Annotated in this window: 21 protein-coding genes; 16 read left to right on the top strand and 5 right to left on the bottom strand. The window is 41.6% G+C overall.

Annotated features, from left to right (window positions below; all coding sequences use genetic code 11):
• Nucleotides 1–39: 39 nt before the first annotated feature.
• Nucleotides 40–993: an aromatic acid exporter family protein gene (locus LCD34_RS01660; RefSeq protein WP_007501130.1), complete on the top strand. Its 954-nt coding sequence runs from the start codon at nt 40–42 to the stop codon at nt 991–993.
• A 52-nt stretch (nt 994–1045) separates the two neighbouring features.
• Nucleotides 1046–1555, top strand: a complete 510-nt coding sequence (locus tag LCD34_RS01655; RefSeq protein ID WP_224558442.1) for a L,D-transpeptidase — start codon at nt 1046–1048, stop codon at nt 1553–1555.
• 39 nt (nt 1556–1594) lie between these two features.
• On the opposite strand, the gene prli42 is transcribed toward LCD34_RS01655, so the two are convergent.
• Complete coding sequence (gene prli42, locus LCD34_RS01650; protein ID WP_017357951.1) at nt 1595–1687, bottom strand: stressosome-associated protein Prli42; 93 nt, start codon at nt 1685–1687, stop codon at nt 1595–1597.
• Nucleotides 1688–1788: 101 nt separating this feature from the next.
• Here prli42 and mce point away from each other — a divergent pair, with 101 nt between their 5' ends.
• Genes mce through LCD34_RS01630 form a run of 4 tightly spaced genes read left to right on the top strand, consistent with a single transcriptional unit; the run spans nt 1789 to nt 5284 of the window.
• Nucleotides 1789–2211, top strand: coding sequence for a methylmalonyl-CoA epimerase (gene mce, locus LCD34_RS01645; RefSeq protein ID WP_224558441.1), 423 nt, complete (start codon nt 1789–1791; stop codon nt 2209–2211).
• Nucleotides 2204–3667, top strand: a complete 1464-nt coding sequence (locus tag LCD34_RS01640; protein ID WP_224558440.1) for an acyl-CoA carboxylase subunit beta — start codon at nt 2204–2206, stop codon at nt 3665–3667. Before mce ends, LCD34_RS01640 begins: the two co-directional genes overlap by 8 nt.
• 16 nt (nt 3668–3683) lie before the next feature.
• Nucleotides 3684–4805 (top strand): tripeptidase T, encoded by a 1122-nt coding sequence (locus LCD34_RS01635; protein WP_224558439.1) that lies wholly within the window; start codon nt 3684–3686, stop codon nt 4803–4805.
• Between the two features lie 14 nt (nt 4806–4819).
• Entirely contained in the window at nt 4820–5284 is a 465-nt protein-coding gene (locus tag LCD34_RS01630; protein WP_008342245.1) for a chemotaxis protein CheW, read from the top strand.
• Between the two features lie 126 nt (nt 5285–5410).
• Here LCD34_RS01630 and LCD34_RS01625 read toward each other — a convergent pair whose 3' ends face one another.
• Together LCD34_RS01625 and LCD34_RS01620 are read right to left on the bottom strand one after the other, a co-directional pair.
• Complete coding sequence (locus tag LCD34_RS01625; protein ID WP_007501121.1) at nt 5411–6229, bottom strand: membrane protein insertase YidC; 819 nt, start codon at nt 6227–6229, stop codon at nt 5411–5413.
• A 25-nt stretch (nt 6230–6254) separates the two neighbouring features.
• Complete coding sequence (locus LCD34_RS01620; protein WP_008342247.1) at nt 6255–6536, bottom strand: hypothetical protein; 282 nt, start codon at nt 6534–6536, stop codon at nt 6255–6257.
• A 120-nt stretch (nt 6537–6656) separates the two neighbouring features.
• Between LCD34_RS01620 and LCD34_RS01615 the strand changes: the two genes are divergently transcribed.
• From LCD34_RS01615 to LCD34_RS01600, 4 genes are all read left to right on the top strand, one after another.
• The gene (locus LCD34_RS01615) at nt 6657–7913 is read left to right on the top strand and encodes a DNA polymerase IV (protein WP_008342250.1); all 1257 of its coding nucleotides are present in this window, start codon (nt 6657–6659) and stop codon (nt 7911–7913) included.
• A 98-nt stretch (nt 7914–8011) separates the two neighbouring features.
• Nucleotides 8012–9421 carry an NADP-dependent phosphogluconate dehydrogenase gene (gene gndA / locus LCD34_RS01610; RefSeq protein WP_008342251.1) on the top strand — a complete coding sequence of 470 codons (1410 nt, stop codon included), beginning with the start codon at nt 8012–8014 and terminating at the stop codon, nt 9419–9421.
• A 117-nt stretch (nt 9422–9538) separates the two neighbouring features.
• Entirely contained in the window at nt 9539–10384 is an 846-nt protein-coding gene (locus LCD34_RS01605) for a GRP family sugar transporter (protein ID WP_024718904.1), read from the top strand.
• A 12-nt stretch (nt 10385–10396) separates the two neighbouring features.
• Complete coding sequence (locus LCD34_RS01600; RefSeq protein ID WP_224558438.1) at nt 10397–11182, top strand: SDR family oxidoreductase; 786 nt, start codon at nt 10397–10399, stop codon at nt 11180–11182.
• Between the two features lie 119 nt (nt 11183–11301).
• On the opposite strand, the gene LCD34_RS01595 is transcribed toward LCD34_RS01600, so the two are convergent.
• Nucleotides 11302–12300 carry a hypothetical protein gene (locus tag LCD34_RS01595; protein ID WP_224558437.1) on the bottom strand — a complete coding sequence of 333 codons (999 nt, stop codon included), beginning with the start codon at nt 12298–12300 and terminating at the stop codon, nt 11302–11304.
• A gap of 437 nt (nt 12301–12737) precedes the next feature.
• Between LCD34_RS01595 and LCD34_RS01590 the strand changes: the two genes are divergently transcribed.
• From LCD34_RS01590 to LCD34_RS01570, 5 genes are all read left to right on the top strand, one after another.
• Nucleotides 12738–13049 (top strand): PTS sugar transporter subunit IIB, encoded by a 312-nt coding sequence (locus tag LCD34_RS01590; RefSeq protein WP_017367558.1) that lies wholly within the window; start codon nt 12738–12740, stop codon nt 13047–13049.
• Nucleotides 13050–13052: 3 nt separating this feature from the next.
• Nucleotides 13053–13385, top strand: coding sequence for a PTS lactose/cellobiose transporter subunit IIA (locus LCD34_RS01585; protein ID WP_007501110.1), 333 nt, complete (start codon nt 13053–13055; stop codon nt 13383–13385).
• Nucleotides 13386–13410: 25 nt separating this feature from the next.
• A complete protein-coding gene (gene celB / locus LCD34_RS01580) occupies nt 13411–14757 on the top strand; it encodes a PTS cellobiose transporter subunit IIC (protein WP_035390768.1) in 1347 nt (448 codons plus the stop codon).
• Nucleotides 14741–16147 (top strand): glycoside hydrolase family 1 protein, encoded by a 1407-nt coding sequence (locus tag LCD34_RS01575; protein WP_224558436.1) that lies wholly within the window; start codon nt 14741–14743, stop codon nt 16145–16147. Before celB ends, LCD34_RS01575 begins: the two co-directional genes overlap by 17 nt.
• Nucleotides 16148–16322: 175 nt before the next feature.
• The gene (locus tag LCD34_RS01570; RefSeq protein ID WP_017357941.1) at nt 16323–17045 is read left to right on the top strand and encodes a GntR family transcriptional regulator; all 723 of its coding nucleotides are present in this window, start codon (nt 16323–16325) and stop codon (nt 17043–17045) included.
• Nucleotides 17046–17095: 50 nt separating this feature from the next.
• On the opposite strand, the gene zwf is transcribed toward LCD34_RS01570, so the two are convergent.
• Nucleotides 17096–18571 carry a glucose-6-phosphate dehydrogenase gene (zwf, locus tag LCD34_RS01565; protein ID WP_008342269.1) on the bottom strand — a complete coding sequence of 492 codons (1476 nt, stop codon included), beginning with the start codon at nt 18569–18571 and terminating at the stop codon, nt 17096–17098.
• Nucleotides 18572–18793: 222 nt separating this feature from the next.
• Between zwf and rnz the strand changes: the two genes are divergently transcribed.
• Nucleotides 18794–19723 (top strand): ribonuclease Z, encoded by a 930-nt coding sequence (rnz, locus tag LCD34_RS01560; protein ID WP_039165882.1) that lies wholly within the window; start codon nt 18794–18796, stop codon nt 19721–19723.
• Nucleotides 19724–19729 lie beyond the last annotated feature (6 nt).

Below are 19729 nucleotides of genomic sequence, written 5' to 3'. Positions count from 1 at the left end.
TCATTTCACAAAAGTAGACAGAAAAGAGTGAATCACATCATGTTTAAAATCGGCTACCGAACGCTGAAAACAGCATTAGGAACAGCTCTAGCCATTTACATTGCACAAATGCTCGGTCTGCAAAACTATTCAGCTGCCGGCATTATTACGATCCTTTGTATTCAGGTGACGAAAAAAAGGTCACTCCTCGCATCTGGGGCCCGCTTTGCCGCATGCAGTCTTGCCATCTTATTTTCTTATTTATTTTTTGATCTGATTGGGTATCATCCTTTCGTCATTGGACTAATGCTGCTCGTCTTTATTCCAACAACGGTCTTGCTTCGGATTAAAGAAGGGATTGTCACAAGTTCAGTGATTATCCTTCATTTGTATATGTCTGGAGGCATTACGCTTCATCTCATCTGGAATGAGCTTTTACTCATCACCATTGGTGTAGGGGTCGCACTCATTATGAACCTGTATATGCCTAGCGTTGATAAAAAGCTGAAACAATACAGTGAACAGATTGAAGCGAATTTTGCGAAAATCTTTGAAGAAATCGAGCAATATTTAATGACCGGAAAACAAGACTGGACAGGAAAAGAAATACCAGAGACGCATCAATTGATTAAAGAAGCGAAAGCTCTTGCATACCGTGATGTTGAAAACCATGTCTTAAGACATGAAAATCTGTATTATCATTATTTCAACATGAGACAAAAGCAATTTGAAATCATTGAGCGGGTGCTTCCGAAAATTACGTCCATTTCTGTTACAACGGAGCATGGGCAAATCATTGCAGAATATATTAGAGATTTACGAGAACATATTCACCCAGGGAACACGGCGCATAAGTTCTTAAGACGCCTGATTGATATGAAAGAAGAGTTTGATGCACTGCCGCTTCCGCAAACACGTGAAGAATTTGAAGCTAGAGCCGCACTCTTTCATTTTCTCGGGGAAATGGAACAATATTTGGTGCTGAAAAGTTATTTTAAAGGGATGAAAGAATAAAGACGCATGAGTTCCTCCTTCATTGGTCAATCTAATGAAAAAGGAGGAGCCTATGCGTCTTTTATTTTATACTCTGCTGGCCATGTCCCTTTCACCCATCTGGCCGCTCGGGCAAAACCCGCTTCCAGGTGATCCGTATGTCATTATTAATAAACAAACGAATGAGCTTGCGTATATTGATCATGGGAAAATTCAAAAAGTCTACCCGGCTTCTACTGGCAAAACAGCTGATTTAACGCCAGAAGGTGAATTTACGATTATGATCAAAGCGAAAGATCCTTATTACAGAAGAAAAAATATTGAAGGCGGCGCAAAGAATAACCCACTCGGCCGAAGGTGGATTGGATTTGATGCGCGAGGAACCGACGGGAGAACCTATGGCATTCATGGAACAAGTGATGAGACATCGATAGGGAAATTTATTACGGCAGGCTGTGTACGTCTTCATAATCAAGATGTAGAACGGCTATTTGATCAGCTTCCAGTTGGTACAAAGGTATGGATCACGAAATCAAGCGATGCATTTGAAAAACTGGCCAAAGACAAACAGGCCATTCGTTAAAAAACGAATCACCTGCTTGTCTGCTTTTTTATCAACACTTTATAAAAAGGCTGCCGCTCCTGCTAAAAGTGAAGAAATTAACAGTAAGCTAATCATGAGCAATACCATAAATTTCATGAATTTCTGAGACATATCGCACCCCTATAATCAAATGTTTTTGCGACGAGCGCACCTTTCTTTATTCTAGCTCGTTTTTACGCAGGCGACAAGTGATGTACAAAGGAAGTGAACGGATGAATCAAATCGATCATATTGCCATTGCCGTTTTTTCTATTCAAAAAACAGCACGTACGTTCTTCAGGCTGTTTAACTGGGAATTTTCAGACATAGAAGTACTCCCGAATCAAGGGGTCAAGGTATCTTTTGCTTCCCTAGGTAATCTGCACATTGAGTTGATTGAACCGATATCAAATCACAGCACATTACATACCTTCTTAACAAAAAGAGGAGAGGGGCTTCATCATATTGCATTAAAGTCAGGTGACATTCAGGCTGATCTCAGTCAACTTGACGAGCTCGGCATACAGCTCATTCAAAAGGACGCACAAAATGGTGCGAACGGAAAGCGCATCGCGTTTATTTCACCAAAAGAAACGTCAGGTGTGCTATTTGAATTGTGTGCGCCATTGAAAGGAGAGAAACAGGAAGATGCATGAATCGTTCAATGACTTGTCTGAATGGCGCGAGAAAGCTTTAAGGGGTGGCGGTGAAAAACGAGCAGCGGCTCACCGAAACAAAGGAAAGCTGACTGTTCGTCAGCGGCTTCATGAACTTCTTGATGAAGGCAGCTTTATGGAAATCCAGTCATTTGCTAAAGGCTCCCGCTCAGAGCATTTAGGGGATGGCGTTGTCACTGGGACGGGACTGATTCATGGGAAACAAGTAGGCGTTTATGCACAAGATGCGACCGTGTACGGGGGTTCACTAGGGGACATGCATGCGAAAAAAATAGCGGCTTTAATGGATTTGGCGGCTAAAAATCAAATGCCTGTTATCGGTCTAAAAGACTCAGGTGGTGCGAGAATTCAAGAGGGTGTGGTATCATTAGAGGGATATGGTCAGATTTTTAAACGGAATGTGCTGTACTCTGGTCAAATTCCGCAAATATCCGTTATTTTAGGCTCCTGTGCGGGAGGTGCAGTTTATTCACCTGCATTGACGGATTTTGTATTCATGACGGAGCAAACAGCTCATATGTTTTTAACTGGTCCGAAAGTGATAGAAAAAGCAACAGGAGAGACGGTCTGTCCTGACCGGCTTGGAGGTGCAGCAGTTCAGCATCAAACAAGCGGGAATGTGCACTATACAGGGAAAGATGAGAGAGACGTGTTAAAAGCAGTTCGAACGCTTTTAACGTACATACCAACGAAACGACGGCCTGTCATTCATCGTAAGGTGCAAAAGCATGATGCGAGCGATCTTGGGAACATCTTGCCAAAGGAGCCATCACGTACTTATGATGTCAAACAAGTGGTGACAGCGATCACCGACCACGGCTCATTTTTTGAAACGCAGCGTTGTTTCTCCAAAAATATCGTCACAGGTTTTGCCAGATTACAAGGGACTTCCATCGGTCTTGTAGCCAATCAGCCTAAGGTGCTGGCAGGAAGCCTTGACCTCGATGCTGCTGATAAAGCGGCTCGGTTTATTCGATTTTGCGATGCATTTCATATTCCCATTTTAACCCTTGTGGACGTTCCTGGTTTTTTGCCAGGTGAGAAAGCTGAGCATGCAGGCATTATCCGCCACGGCGCAAAGCTTCTGTATGCGTATGCTGAGGCGACCGTTCCAAAGATCACTGTGATTTTGAGAAAGGCGTTTGGCGGTGCATACGTTGCGATGAATAGTAAGGGCTTAGGTGCTGACTTTGTATATGCATGGCCAGAGGCAGAAATTGATGTCATGGGAAAATCGTTTGCAGACGAAATTGTTCATCCTGCTTTGCGTGAGGTGGACAATGAACCTAGTGTCATGAAGGCAGCACAATTAGGATTAATCGACGATATTTTAATGCCAGATGAAACGAGAGAGCGGCTCATTCGCTCATTTGACCTGCTTCGCAGTAAGGAAGAAGATAGACCGTTAAAAAAGCATGGAAACATGCCGCTATAAGAGGAGGAACATCATCATGATCAATGAGAAACGCTTATTAGACGAATTTTTAGAACTTGTTCAAATCGATTCAGAAACAAAACATGAAGAAAAAATTGTTGAAGTCCTAAAAGAGAAATTTACTGGTTTAGGGCTTAATGTAGTTGAAGATGATTCAAAAGAGACAACCGGCCATGGAGCAGGCAATCTTATTTGCACACTTGAAGGGAATCAAGAGGCAGATACGATTTATTTTACTTCTCATATGGATACAGTTGTACCAGGTAATGGTGTTAAGCCAGTCATTGAAGACGGCTATGTCAAGACAGATGGCACAACCATTCTTGGTGCTGACGATAAAACAGGGCTTGCTGCAATGTTTGAAGCGATCCGTGTCCTAAAAGAGAAAAATGTACCGCATGGCAAGATTGAATTTGTCATTACAGCTGGTGAAGAATCAGGACTTGTAGGAGCAAAAGCGTTAGATCCGAAACTGATGACAGCAAAATATGGTTATGCCCTTGATTCAGATGGCAAGGTCGGTACCATTATCGTGGCTGCGCCAACACAGGCGAAAGTACGCGCAACCATTTACGGAAAGACAGCTCACGCAGGTGTGGCACCAGAAAAAGGCGTCTCTGCGATTACGATTGCATCAAAAGCGATCGCCAGCATGCCGCTTGGCCGTATTGATGAAGAAACAACGGCGAATATCGGCCGTTTTGAAGGTGGAACACAAACGAATATTGTCTGTGATCAAGTGGATATTCTGGCAGAGGCGCGTTCTTTAGAACCGACAAAAATGGAAGCACAAGTAGCAAAAATGAAAGAAGCCTTTGAAAAAACCGCTAAAGAAATGGGCGGAAGTGCCGATGTACAAATTGACATCATGTATCCAGGCTTTAAATTCTCACACGGCGATCAAGTCGTTGAAGTGGCGAAAAAAGCGGCTGCGAAAATTGGCCGTCCTTCAGAACTACAGACAAGCGGGGGAGGCAGTGATGCAAACGTCATTGCTGGAAATGGCATCCCAACTGTCAACCTAGCTGTTGGATATGAAGATATTCATACGAAAAATGAGAAAATGCCGATTGAAGAATTAGTCAAGACAGCTGAAATGGTTCTCGCCATTATCGAAGAAACGACAAATCCATCGTAAAGGCAGGAGACTCTGTGAGCACGCAAAAGATCATTATTTTCCAAGTGGGACAAGAGGATTTTGGTATCAGCGTAGAGCATATACGCTCGATTGAGAAGGTCCCTTATTTACAAGAAGTATCGAACCTTCCAAAAGAGATTAAAGGACTCATGTCGTTAAGAGGAGAGGTCATTCCAGTCAGTGACACAGGTGTCATGCTACACGGAAAACCTCTGGATGTAACCGAACAGTCTAAGGTTCTACTATTTGAATTAAACGATCAAATGATTGGCTGCCTTGTTTCTGATGCAAAAGATATCATTGATATCGAGCTAAGTGAGATCAAGCCATTTCATATGAACACAAAAGCATCTGAATATTTCTTCGGCGTCGTTGAGAGAGAGAACAAGATGATTTTACAAGTGGACCCTAATAAGTTTCTTGGGAAAATTGAGGATCTTGATCAATTGCCTGAGCGATTGAAAGAGGAATTGGCATAAACAAAGGCCCCTTATCCATGGATAAGGGGTCATTTTGCGTGCCGGAGCTCACGAATCTTTTATTTGTTGCGCTCTACAGAAGACAAATATAGCCCCCTTATCATGTTTAGGTAAGGGGGCTATAATTTATTCAGCTGCTGGGTTAATTGAATCGTTTGCCGCAGCTTTTGTTTTTGATTTTTGGTACATCACATTTAAAATAATCGTTTGAATGGTGAGTAAAAGTCCACTTGTCATCCAATATAAAGGAAGAGCAGCGGGAGCATTAATTGATAGAAACAGCATCATGACTGGGAAAATCATGCCCATGATTTTTGCTTGTTTCAGTGCAGCTTCTGTTTGGGTGCCTGATTGCTTTGCGAATTTTTGTGTGACATAAAATTGCAAGAAATACATGGCCCCTGCAAAGATTGCCACCAAAAGATCAGTTTGTCCTAAGTTAAACCATAAGAACGAATGCGTTGCGATCTCAGGTGTTGAGCGAATTGCCGAGTAAAAGCCAAGAACAATTGGAATTTGAATCAGCATCGGCAGACAGCCCATTGCCAGCGGGTTCACATTGTTGTCTTTATATACTTTCATCATTTCCATTTGCAGTTCTTTTTGTTTTTCAGGTTCTTTCGTTTTTTTCAATTTGCTTTGTATTTGGTCAATCTGAGGTTTAACGAGTGCCATTTTCTCTTGCATCACTCTCTGCTTTTTAAATTGGTTTGCAAAAAGCGGGAAAATAAGCAGCCGGACAATCAATGTCACGAACATAATGGATAAACCGTAGTCATCATGGAAAAAGTTCGCAAGCCAGATAATCAACTCAGAAAAAGGCTGAACAAAATAATGATGGAAAAACCCATCAGAGCTTGTATTTGTTTGCGCACTCGCAGCAAATGCCGGTGACGCTACCATCATCAAAAATAAAGTCGTACAAATTGTCAATAAACGTTTCAATTCATTTCCTCCTCAATAATAAAATCTAATAAGAGAGAGGAAGCGAATGGTCTTCATCATCATTTGATGATCTTTTCATTCGAATGACTTTACTAATCCAAGTTGTAATGCGATCATATATGATAAACAGAAAGTCTGTTCGATTCAAACAAGATGCGTCCAACTCTTCTAAACGATGTCCTCCGAGGTGCTCGTTCATTCGGCAGTCTTTTAATAAGAAAGCAATACCGATGGCGGTCAGCGCTGGAAGAATAATCGTAAAGAATTCAACAAGGAAAAAGACTTCATTGAATGTATCAATAATCATGATTATCACATCCATTTCATTACTCACAGTGTACTATACACCATATGAAATGTCTAATGGAACAAACAGGTGAAATCACGGTGAAGTGAAGGAAAGTAGATCACCTAAGGAGGCAAGCAAATGGCTGATTCTCAAAAGAAGGGGCGAATCATTTTTCATATTGATATGAATAGTTTCTATGCATCCGTAGAAATGGCGTATGATCCTTCTTTGAGAGGGAAACCTTTAGCCATTAGCGGAAATGCAAAAGAGCGCAAAGGGATTGTTGTGACCTGCAGCTACGAGGCAAGAGCACTCGGTGTGAAGCCCCCGATGCCACTCTGGGAAGCGAAGCGGCTTTGTCCGGGACTGATTGTGCGTACACCCAACTTCGACCGGTACCGCAGCTCCTCACAAGAAATGTTTACCATACTAAGAGAATATAGTGACTTAGTTGAACCCGTTTCAATTGATGAAGGCTATATTGATTTAACCAATACCCCTTATGCGGAGCATGCTGTGAAAACCGCTCATGATATTCAAACGAGGCTAGTAGAAGAGCTCATGCTTCCTTCGAGTATTGGCATTGCACCAAATAAATTTCTAGCGAAGATGGCGTCTAATTGGAAAAAGCCAATGGGCATTACCATTTTGCGTAAACGAGATGTCCCGAGAATGCTCTGGCCGCTCCCTGCTGGTGACATGCATGGGGTTGGACAGAAAACGGCAGATAAGCTGAAAACCATCGGAATTCATACAATTGAAGATTTAGCAAAAGCGAATGAATATGCGCTGAAAGAGTTATTAGGCATCAATGGACCGAGGTTAAAGCAAAAGGCAAACGGAGAGCATGACGGCATTGTAGATCCAGAAAGAATATACGAATTTAAATCTGTCGGCAATTCTTCCACTCTTCCTCACGATTCGGATGATACAGATGAACTCGTCTCATTAATAGAGAAACTGTCGCAATCGGTGAGTGCCAGATTACGAAGAAAAGAAGTGATGGCGAACCGGCTGCTCATTATGATTCGCTATGCAAGCTGGAAAAATATTACACGGAGCGTCACACTCACGAATCCAACTGATCGAAAGGAAGATCTATTTGAGGCGGCAAAGCAGCTATTCCTAAAGCATTGGAATGACCAACCAGTAAGACTTTTAGGTGTGACGGGGACCGATCTTGTGGAACGAAAATCAGCCGTCAAGCAGCTTGATTTATTCTCTTATACAGAAGATGCAAAAGACGAACCGCTCCAATCTCTTTTAGACGGACTGAAAGAAAAGTACGGTAAACCACTCATCCAAAGAGGAGTGACCATTAAGGAAAAAGAGAGCAAAACAAGTGGTACAAGTTTTAATAAAGACTTTTTTCAGGACGAAAGAGGAAATGACTAGCCTGAAAACTTGATAAAAGAGGTGATGTTGTGGTAATTTCAAAGGGTACATCATTTCAGCAGTAATCAATATAGTGTGTTAGAAGGGACGTCAGAATTATGTCAAAACAACAAATCGGTGTCGTTGGACTAGCCGTTATGGGGAAAAACCTTGCCCTAAATATTGAAAGCCGCGGTTTCTCCGTGTCCGTTTATAACAGATCTAGCAGCAAAACAGAAGAATTTCTTCAAGAATCACAAGGGAAAAACGTTGTAGGCACATACAGCATTGAAGAATTTGTTCAATCGCTTGAAACGCCGCGTAAAATTCTTTTAATGGTAAAAGCGGGTGCAGCAACAGATGCAACCATTCAATCATTACTTCCTCACCTAGAGAAAGGTGACATTTTAATTGATGGTGGAAATACATATTACAAGGATACACAAAGACGTAACCAAGAGCTTGCGGAAAGTGGTATTCACTTCATTGGAACAGGTGTTTCTGGCGGTGAAGAAGGCGCACTTAAAGGTCCTTCTATCATGCCTGGCGGTCAAAAAGAAGCGCACGAGCTAGTGAAACCAATTTTAGAAGCCATCTCTGCGAAAGTAGATGGTGAGCCTTGTACAACGTATATCGGTCCAGATGGAGCAGGACATTATGTCAAAATGGTTCATAACGGTATCGAGTACGGAGACATGCAATTGATCTCTGAATCATACTTTATCTTGAAGCATGTCGCTGGTTTATCAGCAGGGGAGCTTCATGAAGTATTCTCAGAGTGGAATAAAGGCGAACTTGACAGCTACTTAATCGAAATCACAGCTGACATTTTCACAAAAGTGGATGAGGAAACGAACCAGCCACTAGTAGATGTCATCTTAGATAAAGCCGGCCAAAAAGGAACTGGAAAATGGACAAGCCAAAGCTCACTTGATTTAGGTGTCCCGCTTCCAATCATTACGGAATCTGTTTTCGCACGTTTTATTTCTGCGATGAAAGATGAGCGTGTGGAAGCAAGTCAATTAATTCAAGGGCCTGAGCCAACTCAATCAGCTGAAGATAAACAAGCATTAATCGAAGCTGTTAGAAAAGCTCTCTTCATGAGTAAAATCTGCTCATATGCACAAGGTTTTGCGCAAATGAAAGCAGCGTCTGAAGAGTATAACTGGGATTTGAAATACGGTGAAATTGCGATGATCTTCCGTGGTGGATGTATCATTCGTGCAGCCTTCCTGCAGCAAATCAAAGAAGCTTATGACCGTAACCCTGAATTGAAAAACCTATTGCTTGATCCTTACTTCAAGGATATCGTAGAAAGCTATCAATCATCACTTCGTAAAGTGATTTCACTTGCAGTAGAACAAGGTGTTCCTGTTCCTTCATTCTCAAGTGCACTTGCTTACTTTGATAGCTATCGTACAGCTGTCCTTCCAGCTAACTTAATTCAAGCACAGCGTGACTACTTCGGCGCACATACGTATGAGCGCACAGATAAAGAAGGCGTCTTCCATACTGAATGGATGAAATAAGTATAAAACCTCAAAAGACCTTACCTTGGTAAGGTCTTTTTTGTGTTTACATCTATTCGGCTAAAAATCCGAAAAAGAGGGATGCTAAGTAAAAAAGAACAGAAAGTAGGGATAGAAGTGGGCATTTTATATGCACTTCTCCCAGCGATATTTTGGGGAAGTATTGTTCTCATCAGTGTCAAACTTGGCGGGAATGCCTATCAGCAAACACTCGGCATTACCCTCGGCGCTTTTTTGTTTTCAATCGGCGCCTATTTGATCAAAATGCCGGAACTGACACCGCTTATTTTTGCGGTTTCCGTTATCTCTGGGATCTTTTGGAGTATAGGGCAAATGAATCAGCTTTCAAGTGTCGCCTTTCTAGGGGTGTCAAAGGCTGTTCCTTTATCAACGGGTATGCAGCTTGTGAGCACGACATTATTTGGTGTCATCGTCTTCAAAGAATGGCAAACCATGACGGTCATACTTATTGGTTCTTGTGCTATTTTATTTATTATTGCTGGTGTTGTCATGACATCACTGGGTCAAAAAAAGAGTGGCGGGAACGAAGGCGGCAATTTTAAAAAGGGAATCATCATTTTGCTCATCTCAACCGTAGGCTACGTCGGATATGTTGTCATTTTAAGATGGTTTCATATAGATGGCTGGTCTGCGCTCGTTCCGCAATCTGTCGGCATGCTGCTTTCATCGTTAGCGATCAGTCTAAAGCAAGACCCATTTAGCAAATATACATTCAGAAATATCATTGCTGGTCTTGTGTGGTCGACAGGAAATCTAGGGCTTCTCTTGGCGATTCCGCTCATTGGCGTAGCAGTAAGTTTTTCCATGTCTCAAACAGGAATTGTCATCTCGACTTTAGGCGGTATTTATTTATTAAAAGAGAAAGCATCTAAAACAAGCTTTGTTATTGCAGGCTGCTTGATGATTATCGCAGGTGGTGTGCTGCTAGGTTTTACAAAATAGGAGGTTAAACGAATGTATCCAGATTTGGAAGGAAAAACAGTTCTCATCACAGGAGCAGGTACAGGGATAGGTCAGGCGATGGCGCGCCGGTTTGGACAAGAAAAAGCCAATGTAGTGATCAATTATTTCTCCGATAAAGAAAACCCGGACGACACGATTGCTGAGATTCAAAAAAGTGGCGGACAGGCTGTGAAAATTCAAGGGGATGTATCAAAAGAAGAGGATATGAAGGCGATGATTAATCAAGCTGTTGATACATATGGCAGTCTTGATGTCATGATCAATAATGCAGGAATTGAAAATGAAGTTCCTTCAACTGAAATGACGCTAGATAACTGGAACAAAGTGATGTCCACCAATTTAACAGGTATGTTTTTAGGGTGTCGTGATGCATTAAAGTATATGACAGAACACGGGATCGAGGGGTCGATTATTAATATGTCGTCGGTCCATCAGCAAATCCCGTGGCCTCATTTTGTCCATTATGCAGCAAGTAAAGGAGGCGCCAAGCTTTTGACAGAAACGCTGGCACTAGAATATGCCCCTAAAAAAATTCGCGTAAACAGTATTGCACCAGGTGCAATTGATACCCCCATCAATGCCGAAAAATTTGATGATCCAGCATTGAAAAGGGGCGTCATTGAGCTGATACCAATTGGCTATATCGGAAAACCGGAAGAAGTGGCAGCATGTGCTGTCTGGCTTGCATCAAAAGAAGCGAGCTATGTGACAGGGTTGACGTTATATGTAGACGGCGGTATGACCAAGTACCCGGGATTCCAAGCAGGAAAAGGATAATCGTGCATATGTTGATCACGGGCTGGGCTCAGAGGATAACACAACATCAAATTATGATCTAGTATGTTGTCATGCTAGTGAAAAGCGTGAGCATAAACATTGCACACGCTTTTATCCATTTATTCGCCTTTTTCAAATATGGCTTCTTTGTTCTTCACGATGATGCCTACTTTCGTTTTGACACGAGGAACGCCATCTTTTTGAAGATAATCATATAAAATGGGTTCTATTTCATTGATATCTGTACGAAGTATTTTAGGTGATAACTCCTCGATAAATGGATCGTTTTTAACTGCTAGACAGTTCGCCATTGTATCGAGTGCAATTAAACTGAAAGGTCTTCCTTTGTTTAGCCAAGATTTCATTCTGAGCCATGTTGGAAAGCATGCTGATGCCAACCTGCCCCAACTGTCGTGAAAAGAGGAGCAATGAGACTCCATCCAATCAAGTATGTGATGTGAACGGAAACGATATAGGCTGGAGAGAGCCGTCATTGGCAATTCCTTTTCACTTACACATTTCAATTGATCAAAAATACGTCTCATTCCTTCCTCGGCTGGTAAACTACTGGCTGCTGCCCAAGAAAGCGGATGAAAAAATTTATCGGCATCATTCTCCCAAAGCTCTCTTACCCAATCCGAAGCTGCAGTACCTAAAACATCAGCTGCGATCTCCAGCATTCTTGATTTGACTTCATGATTTTCCGTTCCATAAAATCTAGCTTTTACAGACATCAACATTTTTTGTGTATCGTGTTTTTTCAGGGCATTGATGACATCGTTGTGAAGAAACCATCTTGTGATTGAGAAATCTAATAAAGACTCCAAATCATGTTGAACCGCTTGCAATGTGGGTATTTTCTCTTCTGCTGTGACCAATACATCTTCTTCTGGCTGACAAGCCTCTCCGTTTTCTTCATAAAAATCATCGTGCAATAAAAATTTCTTTGGAGAGTGGATGATCGCTAAGTGATACCATTCAATTGGACGTAAAGAATAGGTTAAGAGCCGCCTATGACAATCATTGCATAATCGATAAGGCTGAGCTGGTTCATCAGAAATTTTTACAACATCAATCTCGTTTCTTTTACAGGCTTCACACAAATGAGTGACTGCCATGATATCCACTCCTTTTGATTGCAAAGATATGAATAGATTCGAAAAGTAGCAGCAAAAGACGTTTACCTATCCATCAAATTGAGTGGGAATAGAATCTGTCTCCATCTCTGGGCAGTTACTTCTCATGATTTATGGGATGAAAAAATGGGTTTTTGAATGAGCTAAGTCATTCGCACTTATTTTAACAAAGTTCTCAAAGACTGTCTTCTGAAGAAAAAGCTACTTTATGGTTCATTCGGAGAGTATTTTTTAAAAGAAAAGGGGTCTCGTTCATATCTGGATGAGATCTCTTTCGTTTTGAAAGCTTGTTTTGAGTAATGATACGGTCATTTTTAAAATAAAATACATACATATAAAATTAAATGTCTAGACATTTAAAAATAAAAATATATAATATTAACTGGAAGCGCTTTTATTACAACAATGGGGTGAGAGAAATGAAACGTATTTTATTAGCATGCAGTTCAGGTATGTCTACGAGTTTACTAGTCACAAAGATGAAGGCACATGCTGAGTCTATAGGGGAAGAAGCAGAGATTTGGGCAGTCGGACAAGACCAAGCGAAAAAAGAAATGGCACATGCCGATGTTGTATTAATTGGACCGCAAATGAGCTTTTTAAAAGGGGATCTTCAAAAAGAAGCTCAAAAATATGGGATTGAAGTAGAGGTCATCGATATGCAGGCGTATGGGCTAGCAGATGGTCAAAAAGCGTATGAACAAGCGGTTTCATTGATGGGGGAATCTTAAAGGATGGAAAAGAAAACACTCGAAGGACTCACGGAAGAACAAATCAGTTTTCAATTGATCTTACACAGCGGAAATGCACGAAGCAAATTGCTTCAATCTCTTAAACAATTCAGAGAAGGTCATGAAATAGTAGCATCTGACCTTCTCAAAGAAGCGGAAGATGACTTGCGGAATGCACATGATATCCATTTTCAAATGGTACAGCAAGAGGCAAGCGGAGAAACGATTTCATTCTCCTTGCTGCTCATGCATGCCGAAGATCATTTCATGTCAACGATGACAATAAAAGAGCTTGTGGGAGAGCTCTTACCGATATTGCAATCACTGAAACAATAAAGGGTGTAAACAAGGGGGGAAACCAATGTTTGATAAAATAAGTGCAATTTTGGTTCCGATTGCTGGGAGATTGAACAACAATCGCTATCTAGGGGTATTAAGGGATGCCTTTATGCTTGCGTTCCCATTAACGATTTTTGGTTCCATCATGGTCGTATTAATGAATTTGCCATTTTTAGATAAGATCATGAGTCAAACAGCACTGGAAGGTGTTCAGTCTGCACTGAATATTGCACCGAGTGCGACCATCAGCATTATGAGTGTGTTTGTTGTATTTGGGATTGGCTACTATTTATCGAAAAGCTATGATGTGGAAGCTGTCTTTGGCGGTGTGATCGCTTTAGCCTCTTTTCTGCTCCTTACACCATTTTTACTAGAGCAAGAGGGCGGTGCATCCATTGCAGGCGTCATCCCAGTCGATCGTTTGGGCGCAAAGGGAATGTTCCTTGGAATGATCACAGGCTTTTTGTCTGCTGAAATTTATCGCTATTTTGTCCAAAAGAAATTTGTCATCAATATGCCGCAAGGGGTTCCGCCAGCTGTTTCTAAGTCTTTTGCTGCACTCATCCCGGCTACTTTGACACTCACAACCTTTTTACTGATCAATATCATCATTACACAAGGGTTCAAAACCAACATGCATGACTTGATTTACAATGCGATTCAGGCGCCGCTTGTCGGACTTGGAAGCGGTATCATTCCGACCTTGATCGCTATTTTCTTTATACAAATTCTTTGGTTCTTTGGGCTCCACGGCCAAATTATTATCAACTCTGTCATGGACCCGATTTGGAATACATTGTCCATTCAAAATCTAGAAAGCTACACAAAAACAGGTGAGGTTCCGAACATCATCAGCAAGCAGTTTATCGAAATCTATACAGTGGGTATGGGTGGAACCGGTATGACGCTAGCTGTTGTGTTTACAATTTTAATTTTCCTTAAAAGTAAGCAATTGAAACAAGTAGCAAAGCTCGGCTTAGGACCAGGTTTATTTAACGTCAATGAACCCATTATCTTCGGTTTACCGATTGTGATGAACCCGCTTATTCTCATTCCGTGGATTTTGGCGCCAATGGTGATTACTTGTATTTCTTATTTTGCGATGGCCGCAGGTATTGTGCCGCCTCCGACAGGCGTGAATATTCCATGGACAGTACCGATCTTTATTAGCGGAGTCATGGCAACGAATTCATTAGCGGGCGGTCTGCTTCAGCTGTTTAATTTAATGATTGTGTTTGTCATTTGGTTCCCGTTCCTAAAATTTATTGATCGTATGAATGTGAAAAATGAAAAAATAGTCACGACAGAAAAAACGAAACAAACAAACATCAAAGGTGAAGGAGACTCAATGCATGTCGATGGAAACTAACAGTCAATCATATACATTTCCAGAAGGTTTCTGGTGGGGATCTTCTGCCTCTGCTACGCAAACAGAAGGCAGTTATCCAGGAGATGGAAAGGGACCGAACATTTGGGATCACTGGTTTGAAAAAGAGCCGAATCGTTTTTTTCAGGGCGTCGGTCCAGGTGTGACCTCGCAATTTTATCGTAAATACAAAGAGGATATCCGCCTCATGAAGGAGATTGGGCACAACTCGTTTCGTCTATCTATTTCATGGTCACGCCTTTTACCTGAGGGAAAAGGGGCTGTTAATGAAGAAGCTGTGGCTTTTTACAATGATGTGATCAATGAACTGATAGCGAGTGACATTGAACCGTTTGTGAACTTGTATCATTTTGATATGCCAATGGCGCTTCAGGAGACGGGAGGATGGGTAAACAGGCAGGTCGTAGACGATTATGTCAGCTATGCGACATTGTGTTTTCAGCTATTTGGCGACCGGGTGAAAAAATGGTTTACCCATAACGAGCCGATTGTTCCTGTAGAGGGTGGATATATGTATAGCTTCCATTATCCAAACGAAGTTGATTTCCAAAAGGCAGTGCAAGTTGGATTTCATGAGATTTTATCAAATGCTAAGGCCATTGCGGCTTATAAAGAGATGAAGCAGGATGGGAAAATAGGCATTATCCTCAACCTTACTCCTTCGTATCCGCGAAGCCAGAATCCGCGGGATGTCGAAGCAGCTGAGATGGCTGACGCCTTCTTTAACCGGTCCTTCCTAGATCCAGCTGTGAAAGGACATTTCCCTGAAAAGCTAGTGGATGTGTTAAAGAAAGAAGGATTGATGCCGGCTATGGAGGAAGGAGACCTTGAACTCATTCAAGAGAACACGATCGACCTTCTCGGCATCAACTATTATCAGCCCAGAAGAGTGAAAGCAAAGGAACATATGCCTCACCCTGATGCACCATTTATGCCAGATCATTATTTCGATTCTTTTGAAATGCCGGGCAGAAAAATGAATGTGTACCGCGGCTGGGAAATCTATGAAAAGGGTATTTACGATATATTGAAAAAAGTCCAGACAGACTATGGGAATATTGAATGCTTTATTTCTGAAAATGGAATGGGTGTCGAAGGAGAAGAGCGGTTTCAGGATGAAGAAGGAATGATTCATGACGATTACCGCATTGATTTTATTTCTGAGCATCTTAAATGGGTGCATCAAGCCATTCAAGAAGGAAGTAATGTAAAAGGCTATCACCTGTGGACGTTTATGGATAATTGGTCATGGTCGAATGCCTATAAAAATCGCTATGGATTTGTCTCAGTGGACCTTGAGAAAGACGGGAAACGTACCATCAAAAAAAGTGGCTACTGGTTTCAATCGGTTTCAGAGAATAATGGTTTCTAATCAAGATACTTGCTCTTTCCTTGAAAAGGGCAAGTATTTTTCTTATGTAAAGATAAAAGGGTTGAAATGAAAGTGGCTCGAACCTTTTAAGCGCACTAGGCTTAGTGTAGAATGAGAGGAAGGCTAGAAAGCGCTATAATAGGAAATGAAAAAACAAGTCAGTTGGTGGTGTGAGATGACAAAGTACGAACTCATTTCAGAAGAAATTAGAAAAAGAATAGGAACAGCATATTATCCAGAAGATCAACCCATTCCAGATGAAAACTCGCTTGCCGCTGAATTTAAATGCAGTAGAATGACGATGAAGCGTGCGCTTGATCTTTTAGTGGCGGAAGGTCTGCTCTTTAGAAAAAGAGGTCATGGCACATTTATTGTGAAGGCAGCGCTAAATCAAGGTGCGATCAACGTATCAGGTCATGAAAATAAAGGGTTCACGAAAGTGATGGCAGATAAAAACGTGACGAGCCAAATCATTCGCTTTGATGTGCATTTTCCAAGTGAAGAGGTGGCAGCTCATTTATCCATTGACTCAAGCACACCCGTCTATGACATTATTCGGCTCCGTTTGGTGGAAGAAGAGCCATATGTATTAGAAAAAACCTTTATGCCTGTCAATGTCATTAAGGGAATAGATGAAGAGGTTTTATTGGGGTCTATCTATAGCTACATTACAAACACACTTCATTTAAAAGTGGCAGGAGCGCACAAAAAAATTAGAGCGGCTAAATCAGATCAGCTTGATCAGCAATATTTAGGCTGTGACCCTACGGATCCGGTGCTAGAAGTGGAGCAGGTGGCTTATTTAAACACAGGCCGGCCGTTTGAATATTCCTTTAGCCATCATCGCTATGATAAATTTGATTTTTCAACGGTTGAAATTACGAAAACACGACTTTAAAAAAAGAGCAGAACCCCCTCAATCGGGAGACTGCTCTTTTTTCGTTGATTTTATATATTCCACCAGTGATATCCATCTTTTTCAAGAAGCTGATCTGCTTCTTTTGGTCCCATAGAACCAGCAGGGTAATTTGGTTTTAACGTTTTGGTTTCAGCCCATTTTTCTGAAATTGGATCAACAAAGTTCCAAGACAGTGCCACTTCATCCCAGTGGGCAAAGTTTGTTGCGTCACCTAGCAAACAGTCATGAATCAGCTTTTCATACGCTTCTGGTGTATTCATGATGTCGTTGTAATTTGTTTGATAGTCAAGCTTAATTGGTTTAGCATACGTTCCGCCATCAAGCTTGCGAGCATTCAGGTGAAGGGTAATGCCTTCGTCTGGCTGAATGTGAATCACAAGTAAGTTTGGATGCATGGAATTCCCGTTTCCATAGTACAGGTTCATCGGAATGTCTTTAAATTGCACCACGATTTGAGTGGATTTCTTTTCTAGACGTTTTCCTGTACGAATGTAAAATGGTACCCCGGCCCATCTAAAGTTATCGATGAGAAGTTTCCCTGCAACGAATGTTTCTGTGTTGGAGTTTGGGTCCACATTTTGCTCTTCAAGATAGGAAGGAACCATATTGCCATCAATCGTTCCTGCATCATACTGTCCGCGGACAAAGAATTGATCCACTTCATCTTTCGAGAAAGGACGAAGCGCACGCAATGCTTTCCGTTTTTCGCTACGGATTTCCTCTGTATTGAGCTTAATCGGCGGCTCCATGGCTAGTAGTGCAACCATTTGAAGCATATGGTTTTGGACCATATCTCTCAGTGCACCAGAACTCTCGTAATATCTCGCACGGTCTTCGACGCCTAATGATTCACTCGATGTGATTTGAATGTTTGAAATATAGCGGTTTGTCCAAAGCGGTTCAAAGATCGCATTCGCAAAACGAATCACCTCAATGTTTTGCACCATCTGTTTACCGAGGTAGTGGTCAATACGATAAATTTGATCCTCTGTAAATGCATCTCGGATCTCTTCATTTAATGTTTTGGCACTAGGCAGGTCATGACCAAACGGTTTTTCAATAACAAGTCGAGACCATCCAGTCGTTTCTGAAACGCCTTCACTTTTTAAAAACTTCGCAATGGTTCCGAAGAATTCTGGTGCCATCGCTAAATAGAACATCCGGTTATTCGGGATACTGTATGTATCTTCAAGACCAGAAAGAAGCGTGTTCAGTGCTTGATAGGAAGCAGGACTTGAGACATCAAAGTCATGGTAATAGAAATGAGAAATAAATTCCTCTGCTTTTGCTTCTGCATCATCAGAAGAGACCGATTCTTTTACCACAGCTCTTAGGTCTTCATGAGACCAAGGACGACGTCCAACACCTACAACAGCGAATTGATCTCCAAGCTTTCCGCTATGATAAAGTCTATGTATAGAAGGGTAGAGCTTGCGTTTTGCAAGGTCTCCTGTTGCGCCAAAGATGACAATGACTGCTTTTGGATAGTTAGTTTCTGTATTCACGAAAAGTACCTCACTTTATTCGTAGCATTGTTGTAAAAACCGAGAATGTATGTACATTTTCTTTATTTTAAAGGTTCATTGTTCGTAAAGCAAACATTTGATTCGACTTTTTCTGCCCAAGTTTGACTTTTTTCAAAAATTCCGCTGAATTCACATTTAACCTGTCTTCATGTATTCTATATGAATGAAGAGATTGTATACCGGCTGTAGGAGGAAATCGTAATGGAACTGCTCTTTTTAGGAACAGGTGCAGGCATTCCTGCAAAAACAAGAAACGTCACTTGCACTGCGCTGAAGCTTTTAGAAGAGAGAAAAGCCGTGTGGCTTTTTGATTGCGGAGAAGCGACGCAGCATCAAATATTACATACAACGATTAAACCAAGAAAAATAGAGAAGATCTTTATCACGCATATGCACGGTGATCATGTATATGGTCTCCCGGGTCTGCTTGGCAGCAGGTCCTTTCAAGGCGGAGAGGATGAATTGACGATATATGGTCCAAGCGGCATTAAAGCTTTTGTAAATGCGGCACTTTCAGCGACACAAACGCATTTGACTTATCCGCTACATATCATAGAAATAGAGGAAGGGATCGTTTTTGAAGATGAGACCTTTCAAGTAGAAGCAAGACGAGTGTCTCATGGGATCCCAGCTTACGGTTATCGGGTCGTGGAAAAAGATGTACCCGGTGCACTAAAAGCCGAAGACCTAAAAAAAATCGGTGTAAAACCTGGACCTTTGTATCAGAAGTTGAAAAATGGGGAAACCGTTACACTCGAAGATGGAAGAATGATTGATGGAACCGATTATTTGGAACCCCCTAAAAAAGGGAGAATCGTTGCATTTTCAGGAGATACCCGTTTGTGCGAGAATATAACAAGGCTTGCCAAGAATGCGGATGTGTTAGTCCATGAAGCAACATTTGGGAAAGAAGATGCAGAACTAGCCTATAATTATTATCACAGTACGACAGAACAGGCAGCAAAAACAGCGCAGGAAGCAGGCGCAAAAAGACTGATTTTGACCCATATTAGTGCACGTTACCAAGGGGAAGAGTCACTGAAACAATTACTCAAAGAAGCCCGCGATATATTCCCGCTGACTGAAGCTGCACATGATTTCTTTTCTTTTCCTATTGACCGTACCCTGTAAAAATTG

It is taken from the genome of Bacillus sp. RAR_M1_44, from assembly GCF_020165935.1.
In the GTDB taxonomy this organism is placed as follows: domain Bacteria; phylum Bacillota; class Bacilli; order Bacillales; family Bacillaceae; genus Bacillus; species Bacillus altitudinis.
This window is presented reverse-complemented; position numbering and strand designations above follow the sequence as displayed.